At 51.5% G+C, this 16,010-nt stretch carries 13 protein-coding genes; all 13 read right to left on the bottom strand.

The window, feature by feature from the left end; translation table 11 throughout:
• Positions 1 to 20: 20 nt before the first annotated feature.
• The 13 genes from C7R94_RS21785 to C7R94_RS21845 all read right to left on the bottom strand — a co-directional run bounded on the left by C7R94_RS21785 (position 21) and on the right by C7R94_RS21845 (position 16,010).
• Positions 21 to 833, bottom strand: a complete 813-nt coding sequence (locus C7R94_RS21785) for a carbohydrate ABC transporter permease (RefSeq protein WP_106784616.1) — start codon at positions 831 to 833, stop codon at positions 21 to 23.
• Positions 830 to 1,750: a carbohydrate ABC transporter permease gene (locus tag C7R94_RS21790; RefSeq protein WP_197240466.1), complete on the bottom strand. Its 921-nt coding sequence runs from the start codon at positions 1,748 to 1,750 to the stop codon at positions 830 to 832. The genes C7R94_RS21785 and C7R94_RS21790 overlap by 4 nt, the downstream gene beginning before the upstream one ends.
• A 57-nt stretch (positions 1,751 to 1,807) precedes the next feature.
• Complete coding sequence (locus tag C7R94_RS21795; RefSeq protein ID WP_106784621.1) at positions 1,808 to 3,109, bottom strand: ABC transporter substrate-binding protein; 1,302 nt, start codon at positions 3,107 to 3,109, stop codon at positions 1,808 to 1,810.
• Between the two features lie 118 nt (positions 3,110 to 3,227).
• Positions 3,228 to 4,421 carry a response regulator transcription factor gene (locus tag C7R94_RS21800; RefSeq protein ID WP_106784624.1) on the bottom strand — a complete coding sequence of 398 codons (1,194 nt, stop codon included), beginning with the start codon at positions 4,419 to 4,421 and terminating at the stop codon, positions 3,228 to 3,230.
• A complete protein-coding gene (locus tag C7R94_RS21805; RefSeq protein WP_106784626.1) occupies positions 4,393 to 6,129 on the bottom strand; it encodes a cache domain-containing sensor histidine kinase in 1,737 nt (578 codons plus the stop codon). The genes C7R94_RS21800 and C7R94_RS21805 overlap by 29 nt, the downstream gene beginning before the upstream one ends.
• A 99-nt stretch (positions 6,130 to 6,228) precedes the next feature.
• Entirely contained in the window at positions 6,229 to 9,327 is a 3,099-nt protein-coding gene (ebgA, locus tag C7R94_RS21810; RefSeq protein WP_106784628.1) for a beta-galactosidase subunit alpha, read from the bottom strand.
• Between the two features lie 26 nt (positions 9,328 to 9,353).
• Positions 9,354 to 10,352 carry an ROK family protein gene (locus C7R94_RS21815; protein WP_106784630.1) on the bottom strand — a complete coding sequence of 333 codons (999 nt, stop codon included), beginning with the start codon at positions 10,350 to 10,352 and terminating at the stop codon, positions 9,354 to 9,356.
• Between the two features lie 28 nt (positions 10,353 to 10,380).
• On the bottom strand, positions 10,381 to 11,325 hold the full coding sequence (locus C7R94_RS21820) for a 1-phosphofructokinase family hexose kinase (protein ID WP_106784632.1): 945 nt from the start codon (positions 11,323 to 11,325) through the stop codon (positions 10,381 to 10,383).
• Position 11,326: 1 nt separating this feature from the next.
• A complete protein-coding gene (locus tag C7R94_RS21825) occupies positions 11,327 to 12,418 on the bottom strand; it encodes a bifunctional phosphoglucose/phosphomannose isomerase (protein WP_106784634.1) in 1,092 nt (363 codons plus the stop codon).
• A 29-nt stretch (positions 12,419 to 12,447) separates the two neighbouring features.
• Positions 12,448 to 13,311 carry a class II fructose-1,6-bisphosphate aldolase gene (gene fba / locus C7R94_RS21830; RefSeq protein ID WP_106784637.1) on the bottom strand — a complete coding sequence of 288 codons (864 nt, stop codon included), beginning with the start codon at positions 13,309 to 13,311 and terminating at the stop codon, positions 12,448 to 12,450.
• 34 nt (positions 13,312 to 13,345) lie between these two features.
• Positions 13,346 to 14,125 (bottom strand): DeoR/GlpR family DNA-binding transcription regulator, encoded by a 780-nt coding sequence (locus tag C7R94_RS21835; protein ID WP_106784639.1) that lies wholly within the window; start codon positions 14,123 to 14,125, stop codon positions 13,346 to 13,348.
• Between the two features lie 216 nt (positions 14,126 to 14,341).
• Positions 14,342 to 15,112: a MerR family transcriptional regulator gene (locus tag C7R94_RS21840; RefSeq protein WP_106784641.1), complete on the bottom strand. Its 771-nt coding sequence runs from the start codon at positions 15,110 to 15,112 to the stop codon at positions 14,342 to 14,344.
• Positions 15,105 to 16,010 carry a CPBP family intramembrane glutamic endopeptidase gene (locus C7R94_RS21845; protein WP_106784644.1) on the bottom strand — a complete coding sequence of 302 codons (906 nt, stop codon included), beginning with the start codon at positions 16,008 to 16,010 and terminating at the stop codon, positions 15,105 to 15,107. Before C7R94_RS21845 ends, C7R94_RS21840 begins: the two co-directional genes overlap by 8 nt.

Here is a 16,010-nt window from a genome sequence, read left to right on the forward strand (position 1 = left end):
CCTCCTTACTTGATGGACTCCTACTTAATAGCAACGCCCGCTGAATTGTCTACGATATATCGTTGTGCGAGGAAAAAGAGGAGTAACGGCGGAAGCGAGATTAGGAACGTTACCGCCATCAGTCCGGTAGCCTCTACCTCATACATCCCTTTAAATTGCGCCAGTCCCAGCGTCAGCGTGTACTGACTTTGGTCATTCAAGAAAATGAGTGGACCCAAATAGTCGTTCCATGTACCCAAGATGTTGAATACACTTACCAAAATCAGAGCAGGCATCATCAACGGCATAATAATCCGTGCGTAAATCTGAAACGAACCGGCACCATCAATACGCGCCGCTTCATCCAGCTCACGCGGAATGGTCAAAATAAACTGTCGCATGAGGAAAATATAAAACGCTGACCCGAAGAACGAAGGCACAATCAACGGCTTGAGCGTGTTGATCCACCCCAGATAATTGAACTCCATGTACAGCGGGATCATCGTCACTTCCCACGGAATCATCATCGTCGCCAGAACGACCATGAACAGAAAATCTCTCCCTTTAAACGTAAACCGGGCAAAGCCGTACGCGACTAGCGAAGACGATATCAACTGGCCAATCGTGGTCAGGACCGTCACCGTCAACGAGTTTTCCAAATACAGATGAAACGGCTGCGACATCCACGCATTCCCGAAGTTCTCCCAATGCAGCACATCCGGAATCCATTTGGGTGGATACTGCAAAATCTCATCGTCCGACTTGAGCGCAGTAGAGATCATCCAATAAAACGGTGCAAGAAACAGGAAAGAGAAAAGGATCAGGCTCGCATAAGCGATCGTCTTGCGTATCAAGCTTCTTCCCCTCCCCTGCGGTTGTCGCCCTCGTAGTACACCCATTTGCCGGACGTTTTAAAAACGAGGAAGGTCAATACCAAAATGATCACGAACATAAACCAGGAGTTCGCCGAAGCATATCCCATCTTGAAGTATTTGAAGGCGTTGTCATACGCGTACATGGCATAGAAATACGTAGACTGCAACGGTCCGCCTCCTGTGAGCAAGAGTGCTAGACTCAGCTGCTGGAACGCACTAATGATCGTCATAATCAGGTTGAACAAAATCGTTGGGCTCACCATCGGCAGTGTAATGCGGAAAAACTTTTGCACCGCCCCCGCCCCATCAATCGAAGCCGCTTCATACAAGCTCTCCGGGATGCTTTTGAGCCCTGCCAGGAAAATCAATACCATGGAGCCCTGCCCCCACAAACTGGCGATTACCATGGCAACGAGTGCCCACGATGTATCGTTTAGCCAATCTGGACCTGTAATCCCAACCAGACTGAGCAAATAGTTGAAAATGCCGTATTCCCCGTCATATACCCACGCCCAAATCATCGCCAACGCCACACCGGAAATCACGCTCGGCAAGTAAAATACCGTGCGGAAAAACCCGCTGCCTTTTACCTTCTGATTCAGCATCATGGCCAAAAACAACGCGATGAACAAATTCAGCGGGACAAACAAAAGCGCGAATTTAATCGTGACCCAGAGCGATTGCCAAAACAATGGATCATCCGTAAACATATTGATGTAATTGTCCAAGCCGACGAACGTAACCTCACCAACGACAGGCCAATCAAAAAAGCTCATGACGAGCGAAAACAACATCGGTCCCAGCGTAAAAGCGAGAAAGCCGAGAATCCAAGGCAAGATAAAAAGATAGGGCGTAAGAAACGCCCTTCCCCTGAGTTTTTTCGGTTGAACGGTCATGGCAGGCTGTTTATGTGTCACGACACTCTCTGTATTCAATTCCCTGACCCCTTCCCGTTATTTTTGGAGGAACTTCTGGGAGTCATTGACTGCCTTGTTCAGTAATTCCTCGGCATTTTGTCCCATCATGATCGCATTGACCGCTGCGGAAAGGTTCCGGTTGATCTCGTTCCAGTGTGGATTCAACAGGAAGGCTGGCGTGTCAGTCGATTGCTCCAACGTCTTGTAGAACGGCGCGTAGAGCGGGTCCTGATCGAGCTTCTTCTCTTGTACGACACTAATACGCACAGGTAAATCAGATGTACGCATCTTGATCGCATCACTGGAAACGAAGAACTTCAAAAACTCCCAAGCCAGCTCTTTGTTTTTGGAATCCTTGGCGATCGATACTGATGAGGTTGCAATGACACCCTTACCAGGCTTGCCAGGGAATTGTGGCATTACGACCGTACCAAAGTCGACATTCGCCTTCTTGTACGACTCGAGCGACCATACACCATTGTCATACATCGCGAGCTTGCCCGCTTTGAACAAGTCGTTTCCGCTCTGCTGGTTTTTGCCACCGACGAGCAAAGCGCTCTTGTCTTTCGTCAAATCACTGAAAATTTGCAGGGCTTCTGCTGTTTCCTTGCTATTCATGTAACCTTCGATGGTTTTCCCGTCTGGGCTGATGAAGCTGCTGCCGTTGCTCCACACGAACTGCTGCAAATCGTACGTATCCGGCTCCGAACGAACGGCGAATCCGTACTGCTTCTTATCGCGAACGGTCAGCTGTTTGGCTGCTGATTTGAAATCCTCCCACGTCCAGTCGTCTGTTGGAAGTGGTACATTTGCTTCGTTAAACAGCTTTTTGTTGTAGAAGACGACCCGCGTCGAGAAGCCCGCTGGGAGACCGAACAATTTTCCATCGAAGCGATTATAGTTTAAGAGGCCCTGGTAAAAGTCGTCGATTGCCACGGATGGGTCCTTCTTTACGTACTCATCCAATGGCTCGAGCGAGGCGTTGTACGTTGGGAAATCCCACATGTACATGACATCCGGCGGGTTTTTCGCTCCGAATGCCGCTACCAGCTTCTGATCAAAACCATCTGCATATGCCTCGACCTGTACCTTCACACCCGGATTTTTCTGTTCGAATTGTTTCGCGATATCTTGTTGGATCTTCAGCATTTGGTCTGTGTCCCATGTCGCGAAACGCAATGTAACCGTTTCCTTTTTATCAGACGACGCTGGCGTTGTCGTACCTGTGTTACTAGACGTGCCGTCTGTTCCTGATGGCTGGGCTTGTGAACAACCAGCTACGACGGCCAAAAGAAGTGCCATGCCAGCTGCCATCCATTTTGACGCAACCTTTTTCATCTGTGATCCCCCCCTAGATTTGCCCATCATTTTCTTTATTTTAATGAAGGGGAAAAAACGGTGAAACCGCTAACTGTTCGCAATAGTGTGTGAATTTGTTTCCTTTTTTTCGCTTTGATCAGGTTTGCGCGGTGGAGTGGACGATTGTTCGACTGGACTCCTCCTTTTGTTTGAAACGGTAGTGACTCGGGGTCATCCCTGTATATTTTTTAAACCATTTGCTGAAGTATTTCGCGTCAGGAAGACCAACTCGCTCAGCTACCTCCTGAATGGACAGAGCTGTTTCATCCAGCATCGCTCGGGCCATTTTTACCCGGCGTTTGTCGAGGAACTCCCCAAAGCTCTCGCCCACTCCCTTTTTAAACATCACGCTAAAATGACTGCGGCTAAGTCCCACCTGTGAAGCTACCTCGCTAACGGTCAATGGCGTATCCAGACGATCGAGCGCGTAATGAACAGCCTGCTTGATTGGTTCCTGCCACGGGTCTTGAATGACGCCGTACTTGCGAGCCCGCTCCGTGCGCTGGTAGAGCATCCGTACCGTCTGAATCCAAGGTTCGAGTCCAGCAAACGGGCTTGTTGTCTCCCAGCTCGTCACCTTTCCAGCCAGCTTCCATTCCACGAGCAGGGATTCTACCTGCCTGCCAGTACTTGCGGGGGTCAGCAAAAAACGGATATCGCCACATGCAATCCATTCCCATTCGCCTTCCAGCTCGCTTGCTACCCATGCGCGCTCCTGCTCCTCCCGGTTCGTGCTGCCCATCCCTTCCAAAAGCCATACACGCATGGAATCGTTCATCCACGACCAGTGTGATTGCAGGAGGGAGGACAAGCTTTGCTCGAAATCCCGGCTCAGGCCAGTCAACCACGCACCGAATTCCCGCTTCCATTCATCAGAGCGTTCACGAATTTTTTCGAGTCGCGCACTCTCGCCTGCCAGCTCAGTCCGCAGCTTTTCCAACAACGTACCCCATTCCTCATCCTGAAACTCGGTCTTCAACAAATATCCGGACACCCCGAGAGAGATTCCCTGCTGGGCAAAAGAAAAATCGCGGTGACAGCTGAGCAGAAGCACCTTTGTTTGAGGTGCGTGCTCCTTCACTCGCCTGCACAGCTCCAGCCCATCCATTTCCGGCATAACGATGTCCGTAATCACCAGCTCGGGCTGTATTTGCAGGAAAGCCTCCCAGCCTTTCCGACCATTCGGTGCATCCGCTACGACTTCCATCCCGTAGCGACTCCACGGCACCATTGCCTTCAATCCTCTTCGCACCAGCACTTCGTCATCCACAATCATTACCTTGATGCTCATCAGGAATTTCCTCCCTTTTCGGCCATGTGATTTGAATTGTGGTTCCTTCTCCTCTGACAGATGAAATCTTCATGCCGTGCTCCATACGGAAATGAAGCTTGAACTTTTGATCGACGTTATACACGCCGAGTCCCCGTTTGCTGGAACGCTCCAGATCAGGATCGAGAAGTCTGGCCAATCGCTCCGGCGCAATTCCTGCACCGTCATCTTGCAACAGCAGCGTCACAAGCCCTTCTTTTTCACTGACACTGATCCGGATCGTTCCGTGCCCGTCTTCGAATGCGTGGAAAAAGATATTTTCCAAAAGCGGCTGAAGAGTCATTCGCGGGATCAAATAACGACGGCAAGCCTCTACTCCGGTCTGTTCAAATTGAAAAACAGGGCCGTACCGCAGCTCTTGGATTTGCAAAAAATGCTCGACGGTTTGCAGCTCCTTTTCCAACGGGACGAGCTCCTGCGTGATGTCGAGATTGCCCTCCAGCACTTTAATAAGGTGATAGAGCATATTGCCGATTTCATTGGAACCAGATAATCTTGCTTTCCACTGGATGGAATTGAGTGTATTGAACAACAGATGCGGATTGATCTGGTAGTGAACGGCCCGCAGCTCTGCTTCCTTTTTCAACTGCTCGGTTCGACTCACCTCGGCGATTAGCGTCTGAATCCGCCTCACCATCTGGTTGAAGCTCACCCCTAACCGCCCCAGCTCGTCTTCCGTGTCTACCTCTGCGCGCGTCTGCAGCTCGCCTGTTCCGACCAGCCGCATCGTTTCTTGCAGTCTTTTGATTTTGCCTGTAATTCGTCTGGAAAATAAATACGCCAAAAGAAGTGCCAGCACTGCCGAAAGAATCAGCGCCGCGATAAAGAAGGATTGAATCACTTCCGCAGAGCGGTTCATTTGCTCGTAAGGCAAACGCACCTGAATCATCCAGTTGTTGGACTCCAGCGGCTTGTTCCAGACGATATCGCTCTCTTGCTGGACGAACGTACCCGCAGTTTGGTAAATCAGCTCGCCATTTTGGGCTGTAATCGTCACATGCGCACTCATGTCCTCTTCCAGCTGGGAAAACAATTGAAACAGCTTGCCTGCTTTCATCTCAATCAAAATCCGGCTGTCCTTCAACACACCATAACCGCTGAGAACGGGAACGACCAGACCGAGCACCTTCTCCTGATTACGCAGCTCGGCCTCATCCTGAAACCCGACGTAATGCCGTGGTGTGTAAAAGCCGATCCATCGCTCCTCATCCAGCTTGGCGGGCAGTCCCTTCCACCACCATTCCCGCATCAGATCCTGTCCATTGATGACATTTTCTCCGAAAAAATAACCGGAGGGCGTCACGATAAAAATGCCTTTTGTATCAAGGTTGCGGTGCGCCCCCAGGTATCGCTCGAAGTTTTTTTGTTCCAGGAAGCCTGTGTACGTCTTCGGTTGTTCCTCCCGCATGACGACCAATGTCGGGTCTGACACGTACGTATTGATGTCATAGGCCATGTATCTCATTTGACTCAGGTAGTTGTCGATCTGGATTTGCAGCTGTGTCGCGATATACTCACCTGACTTGCTAAATTGCTCGCGAACGACCATCGACGATTTCCAATACGCCATACTCCCTAGAGTAATCAGCGGAATAATGGCTGCAATCAGCATAAAAGCGAGCAGCTTGGCATGAATGCTTCTGCGGGGAAAGAGCGGCCATGACTTCATGTGACAAACCACCACCGTATTTTGATTAGTTGCACTATTCTATCTTCAGCTAGATTGTACAACGTTTCGGCGATGCCTTCGAGAACAATCAGCGGTTCGTCACAAGTTCCGCTTATACAGCTGAATCGGAGAGATCGTATCCTTCGAAAAAGGCGTTAGCCTCATCTGGAACTGGAACTCCTCTGGACGCAGTGCATGCTGCTCCGATTGCTTAGGTCCGCAGCTATTGCTACCCAGCCCGTTTTGCCGATAATCGAGATGCAGTGTGACATACTCTCGTTTTACGAGATCTGTCGTGTGCTTGGCTTGCTCCAGATCGTCCGTATCATAGCGAAGCGCGCTAAATTCCAAGGTCGGTTGACCCTTCGCGAAAAGTCCAATACCTCGCTGATCCGTGATCGACATCCATTGGACGTCCGTGCGATTGCCATTTTCCTGCGGGAACACGTACGGCGTGTACAGCTCATCCACGCTCGCATGATACACCCCGGTGCGATTGGCTTCCTTGCTGTCGATGTACGCCTCACCCGGGCCACGTCCATACCACGAGACACGCTCCATATCTTTGGCGACCAATAGCTTCAAGCCGATTCGTGGCAGCATCGCTGGCGGGGTGCCTTTTGGTGTGCCTTGAACATTTACCTGCACCTCACCATTTCCGAACACGGTATACGTGTAGCGGCACGAAAATCCCCAGTCGTATACAGGCGGAGCAATCCGTACATCGCAGGTAATGACCACCCGATCTTCTCGATCCTGCTGGATGCTTACATGCTCCACCCGGTTTTGCAAACGATCGAGGTACACCTTGCGCCACTCTTCCACTACGTACATGTCATTGTCTATCGGAGCACGCCAAAACGTGAGTCGAGGCCCTGCCACCAACAGCTCCTTGCCCGCAAATACCCAGCTCGTCGGCACACCGCTCCCTTTGTCAAAAACGAACTGAAAATCTGCTCCTGTAAGGGTGATGTCCGTTTTCGTTTCTTTCGTATCTACTCTGCCAAACACAGGCTGATAGGGAGCGATCGTAACCTGTTGGGCAGCGGTCACTGGCAAGGCAAATTGTGCCCAAGCCAGCTCATGTCCAGCCTGTCCCCAGCTCTCATCTTGGTTCAGCACAAAGGAGAGCGTCAGCCAGTAGTCGGTTCGATCCTGCACCTGCGCAGGCAAGGTATACGGAACAGCTACGATGTTGCGGCTTCCTGCTCCTGTATGTGGAAGCGACAGCGTTCCGCTCTGCACCACTTGTCCGTCTGCCGTCACACTCCAAACCATTCTCACATGCGAAAGCGTGCGGAAATCATAGCGATTCGTAATGGTGACGAGCCCGCTTTCCAAATCAGTCGCTTCTACGACGATCGGCTCTATCACTTTTTTGTATTCGAGTAATCCAGGGGATGGGGTACGATCCGGACGAATCAGGCCGTCGATCACAAAGTTGCCATTCGTCGGGTAGTCCCCGAAGTCGCCTCCGTAGGCATAATACTCTCGCCCATCCGGCGTATATTGGCGTAAGCCGTGATCAATCCATTCCCATACAAAGCCGCCCTGCAAGCGTTGATATTTGTCAAATACATTGGCGTAGTCGCGTAAGCCGCCGGGTCCATTCCCCATGGCATGAGCATACTCGCACATGATATGCGGCTTTTGCAGATGTTCATTTTCACCATGCTGGATCATTTTTTCAACCGAGGAGTACATGGTGGAAAATACGTCGCACACTTCTGCTTCGCGATCCTCCTCGTAGTGGATGAGACGAGTCGGGTCGGCTTGTCGGCACCAAACGGCCATTGCCCGGAAATTGCAGCCGAAGCCGGATTCGTTGCCGAGTGACCACATGATGATGGACGGATGGTTTTTGTCGCGCTCTACCATGCGTTCCATGCGCTCCACGTATGTCCGCTCCCACTCTGGATCATCGCTTAACTGACTAATGTTCCCGGTTAACTGGAAGCCATGTGTCTCCAAATCGGTTTCGTCCATGACATACAATCCGTACTGGTCGCACAAATCGTAAAAACGCGGGTCGTTCGGGTAATGCGCGGTACGAACGGCGTTGATGTTGTGCCGCTTCATCATGAGCACATCTTCACGCATCGTTTCATACGGGACTGCACGCCCGAGATCAGGATGATGATCATGGCGGTTCACACCGTTTAGGCGAATCGCTACACCATTCACGAAGAAGTTGTTTCCTTTTACTTCGATCCGTCGGAAGCCCACGCGGATCGGGATGACCTCTGTCTTTTCGCCCGACTCTTGCTCAACCGCAATCAGCAGGTGATACAGGTTCGGCTCCTCCGCCGACCATTTTTTCGGCTCCTGCACCGGAAGCTCCAAAGTCACGACCTTTTCCTGCCCGGCTGCCAGCTCGCCTGCTCCGGTGTCGGTCAGCGAAGCGATAGGCGTGTAGGATTGATCCAGCAGCTTTGCGGTCACACTCACCCCGTCATAGACAGTAGCGGAACTGTTTTCTACATGGACACGTACGCGCAGCACACCATGGCGGTATTCATCATCCAGATCAGTCACGACTGCCAGATCTCTCACATGCAGCTTCGGTCTGGCAATCAGAGAAACATCCCGGAAAATCCCGCTCAAGTACCACATATCCTGATCCTCAACGTACGTACCGTCCGACCATTGGTACACTTGCACAGCCAAGCGGTTCCTGCCTTCCTGCAACAGCTCCGTCACATCAAACTCAGATGGCAAGCGGCTTCCTTGGCTATAGCCGACTTCCTTTCCGTTCAGCCACACATGAAAAGCGCTGTCGACCCCTTCAAACCGCAGGATTACCTGCTGATTTTTCCAGTCAGACGCTACGGTAAACTCCCGTAAATAGCAGCCTGTCGGGTTATCTGACGGGACATGCGGCGGATCGACCGGAAACGGATAGTACAAGTCCGTGTAATGCGGTTTCCCGTACCCTTGCAGCTGCCAATGCCCCGGCACCTGAATTCGGGCCCACTCCGTCGCATCATAATCGGCGGCAAAAAAGTTTTCCGGCACACGCAGTGGTGATTCTGCGTATGCAAACTGCCAATGCCCATTCAACAATTGAAACCACGGTGTCGCGCCTCTTTCATATGTCAGTGCTCCCGATTCTTCCGGGTAAGACAAAAAGTAAGCCCGCGCCGCCAAGCGATTTCGCTCTAGCAGCTGATGATTTGCCCAGTCATGCCGTTGATGCATCGATGTACACTCCTCTTTTTACAAATTCACGATTTCACGGTTCCTTGTTCCTTTCTCGTTGCTTGCAGGGCCAAGGCACCAGCACCGAGCATTCCTGCATCTGCACCGAGCTCGGCCAAAACAATTTTTGTCTGTTGATGAACGACTTCCATGGCGTACCGTTGTACACTCGCTTGTACGGGGGCCAGCAATAGCTCCCCAGCCCGGCAAACGCCACCGCCAATCACCACGAGCTGCGGGTTGCACACGTTCACCAGCACAGATAATGCCCAGCCAGTTACTTCACACACTTCGTTCCATGCGCAGGTCGCCACTGCATCACCTTGTTCCACTGCCGTAGCCACCTGCTCAGCCGTAATCCGCTCAATCTGTCCATCGCACAGAGTAAACAGAGGAGAGGCTTTTGCTTGCTGCGGATTTGCATTGAGCTCCTCGTCCAAGCGTTCACGGGCCAATCTGGCAATACCTGTGGCAGATGCGACCGTCTCTACACAACCGAGCTTGCCGCAATTGCATGGAGCAGTAAGCCCCGGATAACGCACATGACCAATCTCTCCCGCGAATCCGTGGCTGCCCCGAACGAGCTTGCCTTCGTTGACAATCCCTGCTCCCACCCCCGTACCAAGCGGCACGAAAACGAGGTGACTTACCTTGCGACCCGCACCGAATATGGCTTCTCCGAGAGCAGCTGTCCGTAAATCGTTTTCAAAAAAAAGCGGCAGCTCCACCAGCTTCGCGAGTGGTGTCCGCAAGTCTGCCTGGTGCAATTGAAAGTTGGGCGAGTGAACCGATATCCCATTTTCCGCATCAAAAGGACCGGGAAATCCGATCCCTACTGCCTCTATGTGAACGGGTGATTGAACCCGCAGCTCTTTAATCAAGGCAGCCATTCGCTTAATCAAGATGGGCAAGTTGTTATGAACCTTTGTCTCCTTGGCAGCCCGGAGGAGAATTCGCCCATTCTCGTCCATGACCGCCCCTTTCATTGTCGTGCCACCGACATCGAGGCCAATTACATGGCGCATGCTACTCCTCCCTTCTGAACCAGTTATTTTACTCGACTCGCTCCACATGCATCGGCTGACTTCTCAACCTCTGCACATCGTCGGGCGCGATCATGCCCGCTCCAAACGACCGTGTATTCGCCGCGCCGCATGCCATCCCCAGCCAAATCGCATCTGGCCAAGCCAAGCCTCGCAGCCTTCCGACAAGGACACCCGCAAGCATGGAATCCCCGCAGCCCACTGTATTTTTCACTTCGGTATCCGCTAACGGGATCGCGGAAATACGCCACGTCTCCTTGCCATCGCCAAACCACGCTCCCTCCTCCCCTAACGAGAGAAGGACTCGCTGGGCACCGCGCTCACGCAGCTCGCGTATCGCTCTGCAACGTGCCTCTTCGCTATCCAGCGAAAATCCGAGAATTGCTTCCGCTTCCGGTCGATTGGGCTTGATGAGCGTGGGCGTTGCCTTTATTCCTTCTAACAGTGCCTGACCACTCGTATCGAGTACGCATGCGGTTCCTTTCCCTGTGACACCTCGAATGAGTGCAGCGTATGTTTCGGCTGGAACGCCACCTGGCAGGCTTCCGGAAAAAACCATGTACTGTGCCTGACCCGCCAGCTCGATTAAACACGTCTGCAATCGACTGATCTCTTCTTCACTGGGCGCGGGACCTTGCTCAAGCACTTCTGTCACCGTTTTTTCCTGTTCGTCGAGAAAAGCGAGACACAGCCGGGATTCTCCGCTCGTTTCGATAAACGAGGAGGTAATCCCCTCGCGTTCGCAGCCTTCCACGATGAACCTCCCGTTGTGACCGGCGACAAAACCGCTTGCGACTACATCCTGCCCCAATGCTTTCGCTACACGCGCTACATTTATCCCTTTTCCGCCGGGCAAGCTCAGTACATCAGCCGTACGATGCAGCTCTCCCGAACGAAAATGCGAGAGTTGATACGTCTTATCGATGGCCGCGTTCAGTGTTACCGTTACGAGCATGCTATCTCACCTGCACAGTAACGAGCGGCTGCCCCATTTTTTGTTTGAACAAATTGATCACTTCTACAGGGGTGGGATCGACGCCGCGAATCAGAGCAGCATACAACGACACGAAGTCAGCCAAGTACACGATAGAAAACAAACGAGCCATTCGAGATACGCCGTGGGAATGAACCACCCTTACCCCACCAGCGCGCTCACGCAAAATGTCAGCACTGATCTCTACACGTTGGGTCGTCTTCTCGCTGTCCTCCTGATCGCGAATGAATGTAAAATGAACGCCCTTCAGCAGCGCAGACGGCGAATCCCACCCCACAGCCTCGTCGTGGTGAAGACTCGGAATGGCGTTCCAAAACGCCATCAGCTTGCTGTTTTCCCCTAGCTGGTTTTTCCACCGCCATGCAGGAGCATCGAAAAACGGTAGCGTTCCATACACCACAGGTATCAATCCATCCATCTCGATGGCGATTTGTTTAGCTTCATTTTTCTCGACCGGAGAGTCCGTTCCGTAGATGTGCTTCCACTCCTCGAACAGGGCAATCGTCTCCTCGACCTCCGCACGCTTGTCGGAAATCAGCCCGAGCTTCCTCAGAATGGCTAGAATCGGCAAGAAAATGTAGCCAAGCACGATCCGCGGCATCATTCCGCCCGGCACGAGCAAGCACGCATGATTGTGTTCACGAGCTATCTCCAATACTTTTCCGCCCGCCGTAATGACGGCGATCTGTGCTCCTTTGGCGACGGCTGCTTCGTAGCCGCTGACGACCTCTTCTGTATTTCCCGAGTGGCTGACGACGATGACGAGCGTCTTCGCATCTACAAAAGCCGGGATGGTGTAGCCTTGATTTAACTGGAGCGGCACTTGCAGCTCATCAAACAAATACGACTTGATCAAATTGACGCTCGCAGCCGAACCGCCACCAGTGCCAAGCACGACAATGTTTTCAATTTTAACAGAAATATTAGATACATCTAAACTATCAGATAATTTTAGGCCTGTTTTAAACTGTTCATCGTAGCTTTCCGTATCTTGCAGGGCAGAAATCGTGTCCAGTTCGCGCAACGCTTTGGCATCATTGAGGTTTATACGCATGTAAAATCGTCCCTTCCTATCTTTTTGGATTAACGTACATTCGCTTTTCCAACACAACCGCACATCTCCATCTTGGCGAGTGCGACTTCTTTGACCGCCTGCTTGGCCTGCTTCATATAGGTGCGCGGGTCGTTTTCCTGCGGGTTGTTGTCAAAAACGCCCTTGATCGCTTGCGAAAACGCGATACGCAGCTCTGTCGCTACGTTCATTTTTGCCATGCCGAGCTGAACCGCCCGCTTCACCTGCTCCTCGGGAATTCCCGAGCCGCCGTGCAACACAAGGGGTACAGAAACACGACGGGCAATCTCTTCGATGCGAGCAAAATCAATGCGCGGCTCCCCCTTGTATATCCCGTGAGCCGTACCAATGGCCGGAGCCAGCGTATCCACGCCAGTCAACTCGACAAATCTCTCGCACTCGATCGGGTCAGCAAGCGCAGCCTCTGCATCGTCGACGACGAGATCGTCCTCCACGCCCCCGACCTTACCGAGCTCTGCCTCCACATTGACGCCGCGCTCCCTAGCCAGCTCCACTACACGCCGCGTCATCTCTGCATTTTCCGCAAAAGGATGCATCGACGCATCGATCATGACCGATGTATAACCCGCTTCGATACATCGCATAATCAGCTCCTCTTCATGACAGTGATCCAAATGCAGGGCAATCGGCACCCGGGCCTCATCAGAGGCTACCCGGGCGATTGCTGCTACATACTCCGGTCCAAGATGCCGGACCGTTCCGACTGTGGTCTGTAAAATGAGTGGTGCGTTTGCTTCGCAGGCCGCCTCCACTACTGCTTGGAGCATTTCCATCGTGTGTACGTTGAATGCCCCTACACAATATCCCTGCTCCCTTGCTGTGCGCAGCATCTGTGTCGATGATACCAACGCCATATCGATCCCTCCTTTTCCTTTCTGATCTGGTAGTTTATCTGGTCACACCCTGCAAGCTCGCCAGCTCCAGGTTGATGCCCAGCTCCGCATACTTACTGACAAGATGCTGTGCCGCCGCATCCGTAATAATCCGATCGACATCGGACAACCCGGCGAACTTCGCCAAATGCGTCTCTCCGAACTTGCTGTGGTCGGCCAAAACGTAGACTTTTCTGGCGCGTTCCATCATGACTTGGTTGATTTGCGCTTCTGCCAGATTGAGCGTCGTCAGCCCATTTTCCGGATGAACCCCATCTGCCCCGATAAAGCATTTGAAGACCGAAAGTCCTCGCAAATTGTCCGCTGCGACAGAACCAACGAGCGCAAAGGATTTGTGGCGCATCTCTCCGCCGATCAAGATGACGTGATGCTTGCCTTGACTGTTCAGCTCCATCGCGATGTTGACCGCATTCGTCACGACCGTCAGATCATTCAAGCCGCGCAGCAGCTTGGCGAGCTCCATCATCGTTGTCCCTGCCCCGAGAATAACCGTATCGCCCGGCTGGATGTGCGTCAGCGCTTGATGGGCAATCGCTTGCTTCTCTTCGCTTCTCTCTTCTAGCTTTTCCGTGAAACTGCGCTCCAATGGCAAGAAATTCGTAATCGTCGCGCCTCCGTGAATGCGCGTCAACAATCCGTCGTTTTCGAGCTTAATCAAATCTTTTCGGATCGTTACTTCAGACACATCCAGCGCCAGACTCAATTGGCTGACGGTTACGCTCTGTTCTGCTTTCAATTGTTCGAGGATCTTGCTGTGCCGTTCCGCTGCCAGCATATGGCTTCACTTCCTTACGATCATAAATTATATAGTTTCGTTTTATTTCTAATTACCTTTCGTTTACTTTCACTTTGATCTTAGCATGAAAGAAAAATGAACGTCAAATATGTTCGTTGAATTTTCTAAAAAATAAAAAACCAGTCTTGTCCCGGTTGAATACCGAAACACACTGGTTGCTTCATGTTTATCTATGACAAGAGTCGAACCTCTCTATCATTCGGAATCAATGTAATGGTCGAGAATACGCTCGATATAATCCATCACCTCACGACTCATCCCATAAAGGGAGGGAGCCTCTCCATCACGAGGACGAATAAATTCCCAATATTTTAGAGACAGTTCTTCATCATCTGAAAACAGCTTGTCGCTAATCTCCATCACTTGGGCTGCAAGCCGACGGGAAGCCGGAGAATCGGCAGGCTCATTTATATGAGAGCCTATGTCATTCAGCAGCTTGGCCCATTCCAACGCCAACGGATCGTCATTCTTCAAGTCAGGAAGCTTACGTAATTCATCCTGCGTAAAATACCCGCTGCGATATTGCTCTCTGCTTAGCTTTTCCGGTGCATTCAGTTCTTTAATAAAACGCATGATTTCTTCGATATTGACATGGTCAGTTACTTCTAACGCGTATTGAACTGTTGTAAGCAGCGTTTCAATATATTGGAGATGCTCTTGTTTGGCATGTACTGCTTCAAGCTGTCTGGCAATGACCGTTTTCCATGCTTGTCCCTTGACGGTGGTCGCCGTTTCAACTGGTTGAGGCGGCGACGATTTTTCCATAATAGCCTGGATCTCCGACAGTCGAAATCCCATCTCTTTCAACACCGAAATTTCCTGCAGCTTCATGATGTCTTCTTCACAGTACATGCGATATCCGGACTTGGGGTCCCTCGAAGGGCACAGCAATCCCAACTGCTCATAGTAATGCAAAGTTTTTATCGTTACTCCGGTCCGTTTGGCTAATTGCCCTACGCTATACATAGTTGTAGCCTCCTGTTTTCCGCCAGCCGATGCTCCTTCTCCGTACGATACCTAGTGTGAGCAGTATAAGAATCCCAACAAGAAGCGTCATCACAAAGATGATAAATAGTTCTCCCGTACCCGGCACCATTTCTTCGTAGGTGAGGAAGCGCGCCTCCCGCTGAAGGACGATGAATCGGGTGGTGAACAGATAAGCCAGATGAAACCCAATAGAGGTCCACAAGCTGTCCGTCACAAGGCGCAGCAGTTGAAGAATGAATCCAAAGGTTAGCAATAAGATGATATAGTCGACTGAAATGGCGGCAGGCTCAAATCCTGTGAGATGGTGCAGTCCGGTTACAGCTACCGGTGCGAGCGTGAATAGGACAGGTTGGAGAAATAAAGTGGCGATATGGTTAAACCGCTCCCCCAACGCACTATACACCGCGCCGCGAAAGGAAAGCTCCTCCGGCAACGCTTCATAGAAAAAGGCGATCACTACATTCAACATTGCTGTTGACAGCAATTGCATCGAGAAATGAAATTCCTTTATGTGTATCCAAACTAACCATTCGGCAATAGCGAAGCCTGAACCAGAAAGGATAATAACCAGCCCCGCTCCAGTCATAAACTGGGGGACAGCTCGCCTTGCCGACGACAGTCCAATCGCATGAAACGATTTGCGCCCTGACTTCTTCAACAGCCAATAGAGCATCGGCACGACAATGGATGTGAGCAGGATCGCTTGCAAGCCGTGTACAAACAGTTGGGAGCCTCCCATGCGAGATACGGTCTGTCCAACCGCGGTAGCTGCGAACAAAGCAAATACGAAAATTCCCCAACTGGACAAAGCAACTGCCCACCACCTCATTCCCTTGTTCTTACTACTGATAGACCCTCTATTCAGTTCTGGTTGCAT

It is taken from the genome of Brevibacillus sp. NRRL NRS-603, from assembly GCF_003013445.1.
GTDB classification, from domain to species: Bacteria; Bacillota; Bacilli; order Brevibacillales; family Brevibacillaceae; genus Brevibacillus; species Brevibacillus formosus.